Origin of the sequence: Streptomyces sp. NBC_01089 (assembly GCF_045162975.1) — a bacterium.
Classification (GTDB): domain Bacteria; phylum Actinomycetota; class Actinomycetes; order Streptomycetales; family Streptomycetaceae; genus Streptomyces.
In genome coordinates this window covers 5,791,671-5,806,791 of the sequence record NZ_CP108660.1, presented here as the reverse complement: position 1 = coordinate 5,806,791, position 15,121 = coordinate 5,791,671, and the positions used below count along the sequence as shown (strand labels likewise).

Annotated in this window: 12 protein-coding genes; 2 read left to right on the top strand and 10 right to left on the bottom strand. The window is 71.7% G+C overall.

All coding sequences use genetic code 11. From position 1 onward, the window contains the following. Positions 1-2: 2 nt before the first annotated feature. The 6 genes from OG510_RS26030 to hrcA all read right to left on the bottom strand — a co-directional run bounded on the left by OG510_RS26030 (position 3) and on the right by hrcA (position 5,876). Positions 3-953: an ATP-binding protein gene (locus tag OG510_RS26030; RefSeq protein WP_406139953.1), complete on the bottom strand. Its 951-nt coding sequence runs from the start codon at positions 951-953 to the stop codon at positions 3-5. A 116-nt stretch (positions 954-1,069) separates the two neighbouring features. After that, positions 1,070-1,618: a hypothetical protein gene (locus OG510_RS26025; protein WP_406139952.1), complete on the bottom strand. Its 549-nt coding sequence runs from the start codon at positions 1,616-1,618 to the stop codon at positions 1,070-1,072. A gap of 97 nt (positions 1,619-1,715) precedes the next feature. Further along, the gene (locus tag OG510_RS26020) at positions 1,716-2,477 is read right to left on the bottom strand and encodes a 16S rRNA (uracil(1498)-N(3))-methyltransferase (RefSeq protein ID WP_406139950.1); all 762 of its coding nucleotides are present in this window, start codon (positions 2,475-2,477) and stop codon (positions 1,716-1,718) included. Continuing rightward, entirely contained in the window at positions 2,474-3,547 is a 1,074-nt protein-coding gene (locus OG510_RS26015) for a nitronate monooxygenase (RefSeq protein ID WP_406139949.1), read from the bottom strand. Before OG510_RS26015 ends, OG510_RS26020 begins: the two co-directional genes overlap by 4 nt. 181 nt (positions 3,548-3,728) lie before the next feature. Beyond that, positions 3,729-4,865: a molecular chaperone DnaJ gene (dnaJ, locus tag OG510_RS26010; RefSeq protein WP_164267319.1), complete on the bottom strand. Its 1,137-nt coding sequence runs from the start codon at positions 4,863-4,865 to the stop codon at positions 3,729-3,731. Then, entirely contained in the window at positions 4,866-5,876 is a 1,011-nt protein-coding gene (gene hrcA, locus OG510_RS26005) for a heat-inducible transcriptional repressor HrcA (RefSeq protein WP_164267318.1), read from the bottom strand. It abuts the gene before it with no gap. Between the two features lie 156 nt (positions 5,877-6,032). On the opposite strand from hrcA, the gene OG510_RS26000 reads away from it, so the two are divergent. Both OG510_RS26000 and OG510_RS25995 read left to right on the top strand, forming a co-directional pair. Next, on the top strand, positions 6,033-6,761 hold the full coding sequence (locus OG510_RS26000; protein ID WP_406139948.1) for an MBL fold metallo-hydrolase: 729 nt from the start codon (positions 6,033-6,035) through the stop codon (positions 6,759-6,761). 10 nt (positions 6,762-6,771) lie between these two features. After that, positions 6,772-7,608: a DUF3097 domain-containing protein gene (locus OG510_RS25995; RefSeq protein ID WP_406139946.1), complete on the top strand. Its 837-nt coding sequence runs from the start codon at positions 6,772-6,774 to the stop codon at positions 7,606-7,608. A 37-nt stretch (positions 7,609-7,645) separates the two neighbouring features. On the opposite strand, the gene hemW is transcribed toward OG510_RS25995, so the two are convergent. From hemW to lepA, 4 genes are all read right to left on the bottom strand, one after another. Continuing rightward, positions 7,646-8,848 (bottom strand): radical SAM family heme chaperone HemW, encoded by a 1,203-nt coding sequence (gene hemW, locus OG510_RS25990; protein WP_406142554.1) that lies wholly within the window; start codon positions 8,846-8,848, stop codon positions 7,646-7,648. A 56-nt stretch (positions 8,849-8,904) separates the two neighbouring features. Continuing rightward, on the bottom strand, positions 8,905-10,785 hold the full coding sequence (locus tag OG510_RS25985; protein WP_406142552.1) for a SpoIIE family protein phosphatase: 1,881 nt from the start codon (positions 10,783-10,785) through the stop codon (positions 8,905-8,907). Between the two features lie 248 nt (positions 10,786-11,033). Beyond that, positions 11,034-12,923, bottom strand: coding sequence for an AMP-dependent synthetase/ligase (locus OG510_RS25980; protein WP_406139944.1), 1,890 nt, complete (start codon positions 12,921-12,923; stop codon positions 11,034-11,036). Positions 12,924-13,164: 241 nt separating this feature from the next. Next, entirely contained in the window at positions 13,165-15,033 is a 1,869-nt protein-coding gene (lepA, locus tag OG510_RS25975) for a translation elongation factor 4 (RefSeq protein ID WP_406139942.1), read from the bottom strand. Positions 15,034-15,121 lie beyond the last annotated feature (88 nt).

The window sequence follows — 15,121 nt, the reverse complement described above, 5'->3', positions numbered from 1 at the left end:
GATCACCCTAGGCCGTCGCCAAGACCGGCGAGCCGGAGTTTTCCGTACTCCCTGTGTGCCAGCGGCAGCCGGTAGGTCCCGTCACCGCGGGCGTGCACCACCGATGAGCTCACCAGCGAGGCGAGCGACGACCCGTCCGGAAATACCGTACGGACCTGCTCGGCGGTGAACTCACCGGTGAACGCCGACAGCTGGGCCCAGAGCAGCCGTTCGGCCCTGCTGCACAGCTCGTGGCTCCACTCGACGGCCTGCAGCAGCGTGCGGTGCCTGGCCGGATCGCCGGGGCCGTCGGTGAGGACGGCGAAGCGCCCGCCTGGCGCGCCGAGCGCCGCGTGCAGCTGCCGCGCGGTCAGCTGCCGCAGACTGCGGGCGGCGAGCAGGGTGGAGAGCGGATCGCCGTCGAGCTGCCCGGCCAGCCGGCCGGCCCAGCAGCCGGGCAGCTCGACCCCGTACGAGGCGGCGTGCTCCTGGAGCAGGCCTGCGGTCCGGTCCCTGGGCAACGGCGGTACCTCCACCCGGTCTTCGTCCGGTACGCCGAGCGGCCTGCGGCTGGTGGTCAGGATCCGCAGCCCGGGACAGCTGTCGTGCAGCCGCCCGACGAGGTAGGCGCAGCCCGTCAGGACGTGTTCGCAGGTGTCCAGGACGAGCAGCCCCCGGCTGTCGGCGAGCAGGTCGAGCACCGCGCGCACCGGATCGGTGCCGGGCGCGGGGGCGGTGTGCAGCTCGGCGGCCACCGTGTAAGGGACGAGCGCCGCGTCGGGGCAGCCGGAGAAGTCCACCCGGTGCACGGGTGCGCCCGTACACCGGGTGGACTCGGCGAGTCTGGCGGCCAGCCTTGACTTGCCGATGCCGCCGGGGCCGGTGAGGGTCACCAGGCGGGTGGCGGCAAGGCGTTCGGAGAGCGCACCGAGCTCCGGCTCGGGAAGGACGTCCGGTTCGGGAAGGGCAGCCATGGACCCACTCTGACCGGCGAAAGCCCGCCACGCGCGGCCCCGGAGCGAAGATCCGTACACCTAAATCCAGGGATGGGATACCTAGGCGGGATACCTAAGCGCTGGTCGCGGCCGCGCTACTTGCCCGGGTACCGCGTCACGGTGGCGGTGACCGTCACCGTCTCCGTCGGGTGCGCGGCGCCGCCACTGCCGCCGCTTCGGGCCGGCGGTGGGGTGGTGGTGTCCGGGGGCGGGGCCGCACAGTTGCCCAGGAGTGTGGCCGTGAAGGCCAGTTGCCCGCCGACCGTGCTGGTCAGATCGCCCTGTACGCAGCGCCCGTCGACGGTCCGCGTCACCTTGCCCTTGACGGTGATGTCCTGCTTGCTCTTGGTCCTGCCCTGGCAGTCGACCTGTGCCACGTCGTGCGCGGCGGTGGACGGCGGCGCGGACGGAGCGCCGGTGCCGGCCGCGGAGTCGGCCGTGCAGGACAGCCAGTCGACGCCGACGCCGTGGTGCTCAAGGGCGCTGGTGGCGGTGCGGTCGGTGGTGTAGGCGACGGACGCGGTGTTGACCCCGTCGACCGGGTCACAGGCCGCGACGCCCGCGACTGCCGTGCCGGCAAAGCCGATCGCCGCGAGAACCGTCCGGAACCGCACCCGTCTCGATACGTGCCTCAATGCCCCCATACGGGGCAGGTTCCCACCGGAGTGCCCCGATGTGCAGCCCCTATGCGGCCACTTCACTCGCGCGGGTGGCGGACCGCCCCCGGAGGGCGGGCCCCGCTCAGCCCCAGCGTCCCGTCCTGGCCAGCAGCAGCGCTCCCGCGGCCGTGCCCGCCGTTGAGGTGCGCAGCACACTGCGCCCCAGCCGGTACACCCCGGCCCCGGCCGCCGTGAACGCCGCGAGCTCCTCCGGGGACACTCCCCCTTCGGGGCCGACGACCAGCACGATCTCGCCGCGCGTGGGGAGTTCGGCCGCGGCCAGTGGCTCACTGCCGTACTCCTGGTCCTCGTGCAGCACCCCGGCCAGGTCGGCGTCCGCGAGCAGCGCGGCGACCTGCTTGGTGCTCAGCGCATCGGTGACCTCGGGAAAGCGGGTACGCCGGGACTGCTTGCCCGACTCCCGTGCCGTACTGCGCCACTTGGCGAGGGACTTGGCGCCCCGGTCGCCCCGCCACTGGGTGATGCAGCGCGACGCCTGCCACGGCACGATCACATCGACACCTGTCTCGGTCATGGTCTCGACGGCGACCTCGCCGCGGTCGCCCTTGGGCAGCGCCTGTACGACGGTGATCCGGGGTACAGGCGGCGGCTCGTCGGCGCACGCGTCGATCCGGAGCTCCAGCCGGTCCTTGCCCTCGGCCGCCAGGACCACACACCGCGCGGAGCGGCCGGCGCCGTCGGTCAGTACGACGTCCTCGCCCGCCCGCAGCCGCTTCACGGACACCGCGTGCCGGCCCTCGGGGCCGTCCAGGACGAACCGGCCGCCGGGGGCCGCCGTGTCGAGGCCACCCGCCGCGTCGACCACGAAGACCGGGGCGGTCATGACGGGCCGCCATCGGCCAACACCGTGCGGGCCGCGTCCAGTTCGGCGACCAGCACCTCGATGAGCTGGCCCGCGGGCAGCTCACGGGCGAGGCGGTGGCCCTGGCCCGCCCAGAGCGCCATGCCCTGGGCGTCGCCCACTCCGGCCGCCGCCTTGCGCAGTCCGGAGGTGAGGTGGTGCACCTGCGGATAGGCGGCGGGGGCGTACGGTCCGTGCTCGCGCATGAACCGGTTGACGAGACCGCGCGCCGGGCGCCCGCTGAACGCGCGGGTGAGGTCGGTGCGGACGAAGAGCGGGTTGGTCAGGGCCTGCTTGTGCAGCCTGTTCGCGCCGGACTCGGGGCACACCAGGAAGGCCGTACCGAGCTGCGCGGCCTCCGCGCCCGCCGCGAGCACCGCCGCGATCTGCGCGCCGCGCATGAGGCCGCCCGCCGCGATGACCGGCAGCTGCACGGTCTCCCTGACCTGGGTGATGAGCGACAGCACACCGATGCCCGTGCCGTCGTTCTGCGGGTCGTCGCGGTGTGTGCCCTGGTGGCCGCCCGCCTCGATGCCCTGCACACAGACCGCGTCGGCGCCGCACCACTGGGCGGCCTGCGCCTCTTCAGCGGTGGTGACGGTGACGATGGTGAAGGTGTCGACCCGGTCGAAGGCGTCGAGCACATCGCGGGAGGGACAGCCGAAGGTGAAGGAGACGACCGGGACCGGGTCGTCGAGCAGGACGGCCAGCTTGGCCTCGTAGCCGTCGTCCGAGCTGCCGTGGACGTCGCCGAGCGGCGTCTCGTACCAGGTGGACTCACCGGCGAGCTGCTGGCCGTAGAGCTCGACCGCGGCCGGATCGGCGTTGTCGGACTGCGGCATGAACAGATTCACGCCGAAGGGCAGGGAGGTCAGCCCGCGCAGCTGTTTGATCTCCTCGTACATGCCGTCCGCGGTCTTGTACCCGGCGGCGAGGAACCCGAGACCACCGGCCTCGGAGACGGCTGCGGCGAGCTGCGGGCCTGAAGCACCGCCCGCCATGGGGGCCTGCACGATCGGATATCGGCAGAGATCGGCGAGTACGGAGGACATGACCGCATCGTGCCACGTCCTCCGCACCGCACCGAATCGGCGGCTCGGGCGGGAGTACCCACCCTGCGGGCTACCGCCCGTTGAACGCGTCCTTCAGCCGCGAGAACAGCCCCTGCTGCCCGGGCTGACTGCATCCCCCGGGGGACGACCCCCGGACCCCCGGCAGAAAGAACAGCCCCCGCTACCGCCCGTTGAACGCGTCCTTCAGCCGCGAGAACAGCCCCTGCTGCCCCGGCTGGAACTGGCCGGTGGGCCGTTCCTCGCCGCGCAGCTTGGAGAACTCCCGCAGCAGACGCTCCTGTTCGGCGTCCATCTTCGTCGGGGTGAGCACCTCGACGTGCACGATCAGGTCGCCCCGGCCGCCGCCGCGCAGATGCGTGATGCCGCGCTGGTGCATCGGGATCGACTGACCGGACTGTGTGCCCGGCCGGATGTCGACCTCCTCCAGCGCGTCCAGCGTCTCCAGCGGCACCTTCGTACCGAGCGCCGCCGCCGTCATGGGGACCGTCACCGTGCAGTGCAGATCGTCGCCCCGCCGCTGGAAGACCGCGTGCGGCAGCTCGTGGATCTCGACGTACAGGTCACCGGCGGGGCCGCCGCCGGGGCCGACCTCGCCCTCGCCCGCGAGCTGGATCCGGGTGCCGTTGTCGACACCGGCCGGGATCTTCACCGTCAGCGTGCGGCGGGAGCGGATGCGCCCGTCGCCCGCGCACTCGGGGCACGGGGTCGGCACGACCGTACCGAAGCCCTGGCACTGCGGGCACGGCCGCGAGGTCATGACCTGGCCCAGGAAGGACCGGGTGACCTGCGAGACCTCACCGCGGCCGCGGCACATGTCGCAGGTCTGGGCCGAGGTGCCGGGGGCCGCGCCCTCGCCGCTGCAGGTCGTACAGACCACGGCGGTGTCGACCTGGATGTCCTTCGTGGTGCCGAAGGCCGACTCGTTGAGGTCGATCTCCAGCCGGATCATCGCGTCCTGGCCGCGCCGCGTACGCGACCTCGGCCCGCGCTGGGACGACGTACCGAAGAACGCGTCCATGATGTCCGAGAAGTTGCCGAAGCCGCCCTGGCCGAAGCCGCCGGCTCCGCCGCCGCCCGCCTGCGAGAGCGGGTCGCCGCCGAGGTCGTAGACCTGCTTCTTCTGCGGGTCCGACAGCACCTCGTAGGCGGCGTTGATCTCCTTGAAGCGTTCCTGCGTCTTGGGATCGGGGTTGACGTCCGGGTGGAGCTCGCGCGCCAATCGCCGGAATGCCTTCTTGATCTCGTCCTGGGAAGCGTCGCGGCGCACGCCGAGAACGGCGTAATAGTCCGTGGCCACTTACGACTCCGCCAGGATCTGTCCGACGTAACGTGCCACTGCGCGTACCGCTCCCATCGTTCCGGGGTAGTCCATGCGGGTCGGTCCGACCACGCCGAGTTTGGCGACTGCCTCGTCGCCCGAACCGTAGCCGACGGCGACGACCGATGTGGACGTCAGGCCCTCGTGGGCATTCTCATGCCCGATGCGTACGGTCATGCCCGAGTCCTCACCGAGCAGCTTGAGCAGCACGACCTGCTCCTCAAGCGCTTCCAGCACCGGCCTGATGGTCAGTGGGAAGTCATGTCCGAATCGCGTCAGATTGGCGGTTCCGCCGATCATCAGCCGTTCCTCGGTCTCCTCGACCAGCGTTTCGAGCAAGGTCGCGAGCACCGTGGAAACCGTACCCCGGTCTTCCTGTTCGAATGACTCGGGCAGGTCCTGCACCAATTGTGGTACGTCCGCGAAACGGCGTCCCACCACCCGGCTGTTGAGCCGGGCCCTGAGATCCGCGAGAGATGTCTCACCGAACGGCGCCGGGCAGTCGATCATGCGCTGCTCGACCCGTCCGGTGTCCGTGATCAGGACGAGCATCAGCCGGGCGGGCGCCAGCGCGAGCAGCTCCACATGCCGCACCGTGGAACGGGTCAGCGACGGATACTGCACGACGGCGACCTGCCGGGTGAGCTGCGCCAGCAGCCGTACGGTCCGGCCCACCACGTCGTCGAGGTCGACCGCGCCGTCCATGAAGTTCTGGATGGCGCGCCGCTCGGGCGACGAGAGGGGCTTGACGCCCGCGAGCCGGTCGACGAACAGCCGGTACCCCTTGTCCGTGGGGATGCGGCCCGCGCTCGTGTGCGGCTGCGCGATGAACCCCTCGTCCTCCAGGGCCGCCATGTCGTTGCGGACGGTGGCCGGTGAGACACCGAGCCGGTGCCGCTCGGTGAGCGCCTTGGAGCCGACCGGCTCCTCGGTGCCCACATAGTCCTGGACGATGGCGCGCAACACTTCGAGTCTGCGTTCGCTGAGCACCCGCGCACACCTCCAGCTGTCGATCCGGGCCTGCCTGGCACTCGGAATGTTCGAGTGCCAGCAGCGTCCCAGTGTACGGCGGAGAGGTTCACCGCTGGCAAGGGCGGCCCTTCGCACGGTCGCGCCGGTCTCCGCCGACCGGGATAGCGTCGCGGTATGGACGCCGCTTGGGAAGACTCCGGCTGGGAACCGCTGGCGCCGGGCGTGGGCCGGTGCCGGCTCCCGCGCTGGGACGCGACGGCCGGGCTTGTGGCGGGCCGGTTCGGCGCACTGCTCTTCGACACGGGTGCCACGCTCCGCGAGGGCCGGGAGGTCCGGATGCGCGCGGAGGCGGCGCTGGGCCGCCGGGTGACGCACATCGCGCTGAGCCACCCGCACTTCGACCATGTGCTGGGCACCGCCGCGTTCGCCGGGGTGCAGGTGTACGGGGCGGTGGGGACCCGGGCGCTGCTCACCCGGGGCTCGCGCGGGGCCGAAGCGCTGCGCGAGGACGCGGTACGCCACGGGGTGCCGGCCGTGGAGGCCGCCGACGCGGTGGCGCAGCTGGTCGCTCCGCACCATCAGGTCTCCGGGGAGCTGACCCTGGACCTGGGCGGCCGCCGGGTGACCCTGGTGAACTGCGGCCCCGGCCACACCGGCCACGACCTGGCGCTGCTCGTCCCCGGCGACCGCCCTGTCGTCTTCTGCGGCGACCTGGTCGAGGAGTCGGGGGAGCCGCAGGCGGGCCCGGACGCGCTGCCCGCCCGCTGGCCGGCGGCGGTGGACCGGCTGCTGGCGCTGGGCGGCGATGACGCGCTGTACGTGCCGGGGCACGGGGCCGTGGTCGACGCCGCGTTCGTCCGCGCTCAGCGGGATGTGCTGGCAGCGAGCTCCGGGGTGTCGTAGCGTCTGCGGAATGCGCAGCTACAGCCCCGACTTCACGCCGCCGTGGAAGAAGCAGACACCCGCCCGCGAGGTCGCGGCCGAGCCCGATCTGGTGGTCGAGGAGATCGCCACCGGGTTCTGCGGTGCGGTGATCCGGTGCGAGAAGACGGCCGAGGGGCCGACGGTCACCCTGGAGGACCGGTTCGGCAAGCACCGGGTGTTCCCGATGGGGCCGCGCGCCTTCCTGCTCGAAGGGCGCCCGGTCACGCTCGTACGCCCCACGGCGGCGCCGCAGCGCCCGCACCGCACGGCGTCCGGTTCACTGGCGGTGCCCGGCGCGAGGGCGCGCGTGGCGCGGGCCGGCCGGATCTATGTCGAGGGGCGGCACGACGCGGAGCTGGTCGAGCGGGTCTGGGGTGACGACCTGCGGATCGAGGGCGTCGTCGTCGAGTACCTGGAGGGCATCGACGATCTGCCCGCGATCGTCGCGGAGTTCGGGCCTGCGGCGGACGCGCGGCTCGGCGTGCTGGTCGACCACCTGGTCCCGGGCTCGAAGGAGTCCCGGATCGCGGCGGAGGTCTCCAGCGACCACGCGCTGGTGGTGGGGCACCCCTACATCGATGTGTGGGAGGCGGTGAAGCCGTCGTCCGTGGGCATCGCGGGGTGGCCGACGGTACCGCGCGGCCAGGACTGGAAGACGGGCGTGTGCCGGTCCCTGGGCTGGCCGGAGAACACCGGCGCCGCGTGGCAGCGGATCCTGTCGGGCGTACGCTCCTACCGCGACCTGGAGCCCGCACTGCTGGGCCGCGTCGAGGAGCTGATCGACTTCGTGACGGCGCCGGAGGATTCCAGCCACTCCGGCGTTTGAGGAGCGGGGCCGGACGCAGGCAGCGAGCGGCGCCGCCTCAGTCCACCAGATCCCGCACCACCGCGTCGGCCAGCAGCCGCCCGCGCAGCGTGAGCACCGCACGCCCCGACCCGTAGGCCGCCGGATCGAGCAGCCCGTCCGCCAGCGCCCGCCGGGACGCCGCCAGGCCGGCCGGGGCCAGGATGTCCAGCGGGCAGCCGTCGCGCAGCCGCAGCTCCAGCAGGATGCGCTCCACCCTGCGGTCCTCGGCGGGCAGGATCTCCCGGCCCGCGCCGGGTGACTTCCCGGCGGCCAGGGCGGCCGCGTACGCGCCGGGGTGCTTCACGTTCCACCAGCGCACCCCGCCGATGTGGCTGTGCGCGCCGGGGCCCGCGCCCCACCAGTCCGCGCCGCGCCAGTACAGCTCGTTGTGGAGGCACCGGCCCGCGTCGGTGGTGGACCAGTTGGAGACCTCGTACCAGGAGAACCCCGCGTCGGCCAGGACCGAGTCCGCGATCAGATAACGGTCCGCGTGCTCGTCGTCGTCCGTCATGGGCACCTCGCCGCGCCGGATCCGGCGGGCCAGCTGGGTGCCCTCCTCGACGATGAGGGCGTACGCGGAGATGTGGTCGGGACCTGCGCCGACCGCCGCCGCGAGCGAGGCCCGCCAGTCGTCGTCGGACTCCCCCGGCGTGCCGTAGATCAGGTCGAGGTTGACGTGTTCGAAGCCCGCGGCGCGCGCCTCGGCGACGCACGCCTCGGGCCTGCCGGGGGTGTGGGTGCGGTCGAGGATCTTCAGGACGTGCTGCCGGGCGCTCTGCATCCCGAACGAGATCCGGTTGAAGCCGCCGGCCCGCAGCTCCGCCAGATACTCCGGGCCGACGGACTCGGGGTTGGCCTCGGTGGTGATCTCGGCGCCCTCGGCGAGGCCGAACTCGTCCCGTACCGCGGCGAGCATCCGTACCAGGTCCGCCGCGTCGAGCAGGGTCGGTGTGCCGCCGCCGACGAACACCGTGCTGACCGGCCTGGGGTCGTCCCCCAGCACCTTGCGGGCCAGCCTGACCTCTTCGGTCAGGGTCGAGGCGTAGTTGTCCTGGGAGGCCAGCACACCGCCCGAGCCGCGCAGCTCGGTGGCGGTGTAGGTGTTGAAGTCGCAGTACCCGCAGCGCGTCGCGCAGTAGGGCACGTGCAGATAGAACCCGAGCGGCCGCTCACCCGCGCCCTCCAGGGCATGACCGGGCAGCGCCCCGTCATCGGGCATGGGCTCACCATCGGGCAGTACGGAAGGCATGCCCCCATTGTCCCCCGGGCCGGGAACTACTCCGCCCGCAGCACCAGGAGCGCCATGTCGTCGTCCAGCGGCTCCACGCCGAACGCGTACACCGCCTGCTTGATCCGCTCGGCGACGCCCTGCGCGGTCAGCCCCGTACAGCCCGCCAGCTCGGCCGAGAGCCCGTCGCCGTCGTCGAACATGCGCGGGCCCGCCCGCCGCTCGGTGACACCGTCGGTGACACAGAGCAGCGTGTCACCGGGCAGCAGGTCGAACGTCTCGCTCTCGTACGTGACGCCCTCGACCACGCCGAGCAGCATCTGCGGTGCGGCGGCGGCCCGCACGGTGCCGTCGGGGCTCAGCAGCAGCGGCAGCGGGTGGCCCGCGCTCGCCAGGGTGCACCGCACGCCCGCGCCGCCCGGCAGCGGCACCAGCTCGCCGTAGAGCAGCGACAGGAACCGGGACTGTGGGTCCTCGTGCAGCTCCTGGCCGCCCGCGACCGCGACCATCCGGGCCGCGGCCTCGGCGGTCTCCATCGCGTCGTCGAGGAGCAGCTTGTTGAGCCGGTCGAGCACCTCGGACACCTGGTAGCCCTCGCGGGCGAGCAGCCGCAGCCAGGGGCGGGCGAGTCCGGTGACGACGGCGGCTTCCGGGCCGCTGCCCTGGACGTCGCCGAGTGCGAAGCACCAGCGGCCGCCCGCGCTGTCGCCGGGGAAGACGTCGTAGAAGTCGCCGCCCGCGACGCCCTCGCCGCGCGGCTCGTAGACGAGGGCGCTGTCCACGCCGGGGATCTCGGCGACGCTGCTGGGCAGCAGCCCGCGCTGGAGGACCCTGCTGATGGTGGCCTGCCGGGTGTACTGGCGTGCGGCGCCGATCGCCAGCGCGACCCGGCGCGCGAAGTCGCCCACCAGGGCGGCCACTTCCTCGTGGGCGCGGCGCCCGGCCGCGCGGCCGAGCAGCAGGGTGCCCAGCGGCCGGCCCGCGGCAAGGAGCCGGTAGCCGAGCACCGTGCCCTCGGCGCCCGCCGTCCCGTCGGTGACCGGCCACTCCAGGGTCACGGCGCCGCCCCGTGCGGACTCGGGCAGCTGCGGCGGGTCCTTCTCCAGGACGGCCCGCAGTTCGTCGATCCGGCTCTCGTGGGCGTGCCAGACCCGCGAGAGTCTCGGTCTGCGTCCGGGGCCGCCCGCCTCCGGGTCCAGCCAGACGGCGCACCAGTCGCCGAGCCGTGGCACCAGGAGCTGTCCGGCGAGCGCGGCGATCATGTCCTCGTCGAACTGCCCGGCGAGCAGTTCGGACGCCTCGGCGAGGAAGCTGAGCGCCCCGCTGCTGCTCCACTCGCGTTCCTCGCCCTGGGTGCGCCGGGGCGCGGGGGCGAGGATCTCGGAGGCGCGCAGTCCGCGCCTCAGGCGGTCGCTGCCTGACGCGGACTGCGGGTCGCCCCCGTCGAGCGGCAGCCGGGTCCAGACCGTCTTGAGCCCGGTGCGGTAGGTGATGCCCCACGCCTCGGCCAGGGTCGAGACGAGCCGCAGCCCGCGGCCGTACTCAGGGGCGCCGTCCTGGTGGTCATCCGGGTCGCTGCGCACCTCGCGGGACGGGTGGTGGTCGGACACCTCGATCACCAGCGCGGGCTGCTCCTCGCCGGCCGCGCCCTCCAGCCGGAGGAGCATCTCGACGGTGGTGCCCGCGTGCACGACGGCGTTGGTGACGAGTTCGCTGGCGATCAGGACGGAGTCGTCGGCGAGCTGGTCGGTGAAGCCGGTGGCGGCGGGGAGCCCGAGCGCGGTCCAGTCGGCGAGCGCGGCCCGGACGAACCGGCGGGCGGCGGACGGGGACAGCGGGTTGCCGGGCAGGCTGGTACGGACCACTGACGGCACGCCTGCCGGTGGCCCGGAGGGGCGCGCGGTACGGACCGCCGTCTCCCTCTGCACGGGAATGGACCCCACTCGGTGGCTCCCTGACCAGATCTGACGTTGCGCCGATGACGACAACGACAGAGTGACAGACTGAGCCCGCCCATATGCGTCGAGTTACTCAAATGGGCCGTGTCGGATGGGAAAAGCGCTGGTCGGCGCCGTGCCGGAGTGGGGGATTCCATGCCGGGGCCGGGCCCGCGGGGGTGACGGGCGGGCGGCCGGCGGCGGGGTCGGCCGCCGGTCCTGCCCCTTCCCCGCTTCCGTTACGCCTCGCGGGAGCCCGCGTACATGTCCTCGATGAGCCCCTTGTACTCGCGCTCGACGACCGGCCGCTTCAGCTTGAGGCTGGGCGTCAGCTCACCGTGCTCGATGTCCAGGTCGCGCGGCAGCAGCCGGAACTTCTTGACCGTCTGCCAGCGCTGGAGCCCCTCGTTGAGCTGCTTCACATAGCCGTCGATGAGCGACTCGACCTCCTTGGACGCCACCACGTCGGCGTACGTCCGGCCGCCCAGGCCGTTCTCCTCCGCCCAGCCGAGGATGGTCGGCTCGTCCAGGGCGATCAGGGCCGTACAGAAGTTACGGTCCGCGCCGTGCACCAGGATGTTGGAGACGAACGGGCAGACCGCCTTGAACTGGCCCTCGACCTCGGCCGGCGCGATGTACTTGCCGCCGGACGTCTTGATCAGGTCCTTCTTGCGGTCGGTGATCCGCAGATAGCCGTCGGACGACAGCTCACCGATGTCGCCGGTGTGGAACCAGCCGTCGGACTCCAGCACTTCGGCGGTCTTCTCCGGCTGGCGGTGGTAGCCCGCCATGATGCCGGGGCCGCGGAGCATGACCTCGCCGTCGTCGGCGATCCGGACCTCGGTGCCGGGCAGCGGCTTGCCGACGGTGCCGGTGCGGTACGCCTCGCCGGGGTTGACGAAGGAGGCGGCGCTGGACTCGGTGAGGCCGTACCCCTCCAGGATGTGGATGCCGGCGCCCGCGAAGAACAGCCCGATGTCGGGGGCGAGCGCGGCCGAGCCCGAGACACAGGCGCGCAGCCGCCCGCCGAACGCCTCGCGGATCTTGGCGTACACCAGCGCGTCGGCCGCCTTGTGCTTGGCCGAGAGGGCGAAGGGCGCCGACGCGGAGCCGGTGTGCCGGAAGTTGTCCTGGGTGACCCGCGCGTACTCGCGTGCCACTTCGGCGGCCCACAGGAAGATCTTGTACTTGGCGGCGCCGCCGGCCCTGGCCTTGGCCGCGACCCCGTTGTAGACCTTCTCGAAGATCCTCGGGACGGCCGCCATATAGGTCGGCTGGACCACCGGGAGGTTCTCGATGATCTTGTCCACCCGGCCGTCGACGGCGGTGACATGGCCGACCTCGATCTGGCCGGAGGTCAGCACCTTGCCGAAGACGTGCGCGAGCGGCAGCCAGAGGTACTGGACGTCGTCCTTGGTGATCAGCCCGGTGGACACGGTGGCCTTGGCCATGTACGACCAGTTGTCGTGCGGCAGCCGCACGCCCTTGGGCCTGCCCGTGGTGCCCGAGGTGTAGATCAGAGTGGCGAGCTGGTCGGCCGTGATGGCGCCGATCCGCTCCTTGACCGCACCCGGGTTCGCCGCCAGGTACGCGGCGCCGCGCGCCTCCAGTTCGGCGAGCGAGAGGACCCAGCCGGCCTCGTCCGCCGCGTCCGGCTCCAGACCCTCGGTGTCGATCACCACGACATGGCGCAGTTCGGGCAGCTCGGCCCGCCGCTCCCGCGCCTTGGCGAGCTGCGCGGCGTCCTCGGCGATCAGCACCCGGCTCTCGGAGTCGGAGAGGATGTACGCGGACTCCTCGGTGTTCGTCGACGGATAGATCGTCGTCGTCGCCGCCCCCGCGCACATCACACCGAGGTCGGCCAGAATCCACTCGACCCGGGTCGACGAGGCGAGCGCGACGCGCTCCTCGGGCCGCACGCCCAGTTCGATCAGGCCGGCGGCGATGGCGTACACCCGCTCGGCGGCCTGGCCCCAGCTCAGGGACTTCCAGTCGTCGGGCCCCTCGCCCGAGGCGGCGGGCACCGGGAAGCGGTACGCCTCGGCGTCGGGCGTCTCGGCAACCCGCTGGGTGAAAAGGGTCGCCACGGAGGGCGGCCGGGTCTCGATCAAGGTCTGTGTGTCGCTCACGACGTCGTCCTCCGGGCCTGCGAGCAGCTCTGCGCGACTGGCTGGTGGCTGTTATTAAACTGGCGAGTAACTAGTGATCAGAGTAGAGCGCCGCCGTCCGCCACGTAAGAGGGAACGGCCGTGTGGTTCATAACGAACGGGCCCCCGTGCCGTAGCGCGGGGGCCCGTCCGTCGAATCACGTTCCGGTTCTCGCCGGTTCCGGCCGGTTCCCTACCGCCGGTTCCGTATCGCCGGTTCCGGTTACTTCTTCTTGCTCTCGCCCGAGTCGTCGGTCGACAGCACCGAGATGAAGGCTTCCTGCGGGACCTCCACGTTCCCGACCATCTTCATCCGCTTCTTGCCTTCCTTCTGCTTCTCCAGCAGCTTCCGCTTACGGGAGATGTCACCGCCGTAGCACTTGGCGAGGACGTCCTTGCGGATGGCGCGGACGGTCTCACGGGCGATGACGCGGGCGCCGATGGCGGCCTGGATCGGCACCTCGAAGTTCTGCCGCGGGATCAGCTTCTGCAGCTTGGCGACGAGCCGCACGCCGTACGCGTACGCCTTGTCCTTGTGCGTGACGGCGGAGAACGCGTCGACCTTGTCGCCGTGCAGCAGGATGTCGACCTTGACGAGCTGGGCCGCCTGCTCGCCGGTGGGCTCGTAGTCGAGGGACGCGTAGCCGCGGGTCTTCGACTTCAGCTGGTCGAAGAAGTCGAAGACGATCTCGGCGAGCGGCAGGGTGTAGCGGATCTCGACCCGGTCCTCGGAGAGGTAGTCCATCCCGAGCAGCGTGCCGCGGCGGTTCTGGCAGAGCTCCATGATCGCGCCGATGAACTCACTGGGGGCCAGCACCGTGGCGCGGACGACCGGCTCGTGCACCTTGTCGATCTTCCCCTCGGGGAACTCGCTCGGGTTGGTGACGATGTGCTCGGTGCCGTCCTCCATGTCCACCCGGTAGACCACGTTCGGCGCGGTGGCGATGAGCTCCAGGTTGAACTCGCGCTCCAGGCGCTCCCTGACCACGTCGAGGTGGAGCAGACCGAGGAAGCCGACCCGGAAGCCGAAGCCGAGGGCCGCCGAGGTCTCCGGCTCGTACACCAGGGCGGCGTCGTTGAGCTGCAGCTTCTCCAGGGCCTCGCGGAGGTCCGGGTAGTCCGAGCCGTCCAGCGGGTAGAGGCCGGAGAACACCATCGGCTTGGGGTCCTTGTAGCCGCCCAGGGCCTCGGTGGCGCCCTTGTGCAGCGAGGTGATCGTGTCACCGACCTTCGACTGCCTGACGTCCTTCACCCCGGTGATGATGTAGCCGACCTCGCCGACGCCGATGCCGTCGGCCGGGGTCATCTCCGGCGAGGAGACACCGATCTCCAGCAGCTCGTGGGTGGCGTTGGTGGACATCATGCGGATGCGCTCGCGCTTGTTGAGCTGGCCGTCGACGACACGGACGTACGTCACGACACCGCGGTAGGAGTCGTAGACCGAGTCGAAGATCATGGCGCGGGCGGGGGCGTCGGCGTTGCCCACCGGGGCCGGCACGTCCCTGACGACCCGGTCGAGGAGAGCGTCCACCCCGACACCGGTCTTCGCGGAGACCTTGAGCACGTCCTCGGGCTGACAGCCGATGAGGTTCGCCAGCTCCTCGGAGAACTTCTCGGGCTGCGCGGCCGGCAGGTCGATCTTGTTGAGGACCGGAACGATCGTGAGGTCGTTCTCCATCGCCAGATAGAGGTTGGCGAGGGTCTGCGCCTCGATGCCCTGGGCCGCGTCGACCAGCAGGATCGTGCCCTCACAGGCGGCGAGGGAACGGGAGACCTCATAGGTGAAGTCCACGTGACCAGGGGTGTCGATCATGTTCAGGACATGGGTGGTGCCCAGGTCCCCGCCCGTGGTGGGCGCCCAGGGCAGCCGGACCGCCTGGGACTTGATCGTGATGCCGCGCTCGCGCTCGATGTCCATACGGTCGAGGTACTGAGCGCGCATCTGCCGCTGGTCGACCACCCCGGTCAGCTGGAGCATCCGGTCGGCAAGGGTCGACTTGCCGTGGTCGATGTGCGCGATGATGCAGAAATTGCGGATCAGCGCCGGGTCGGTACGGCTCGGCTCGGGCACGTTGGTAGGAGTCGCGGGCACGCAGGGTCCTGATTCTTGAGACGCCGGGCGTCTCGTCTCGGGCGATGGCGGATCGATACGTAGGCTCCATGGTCCCATGGCTGGGGCC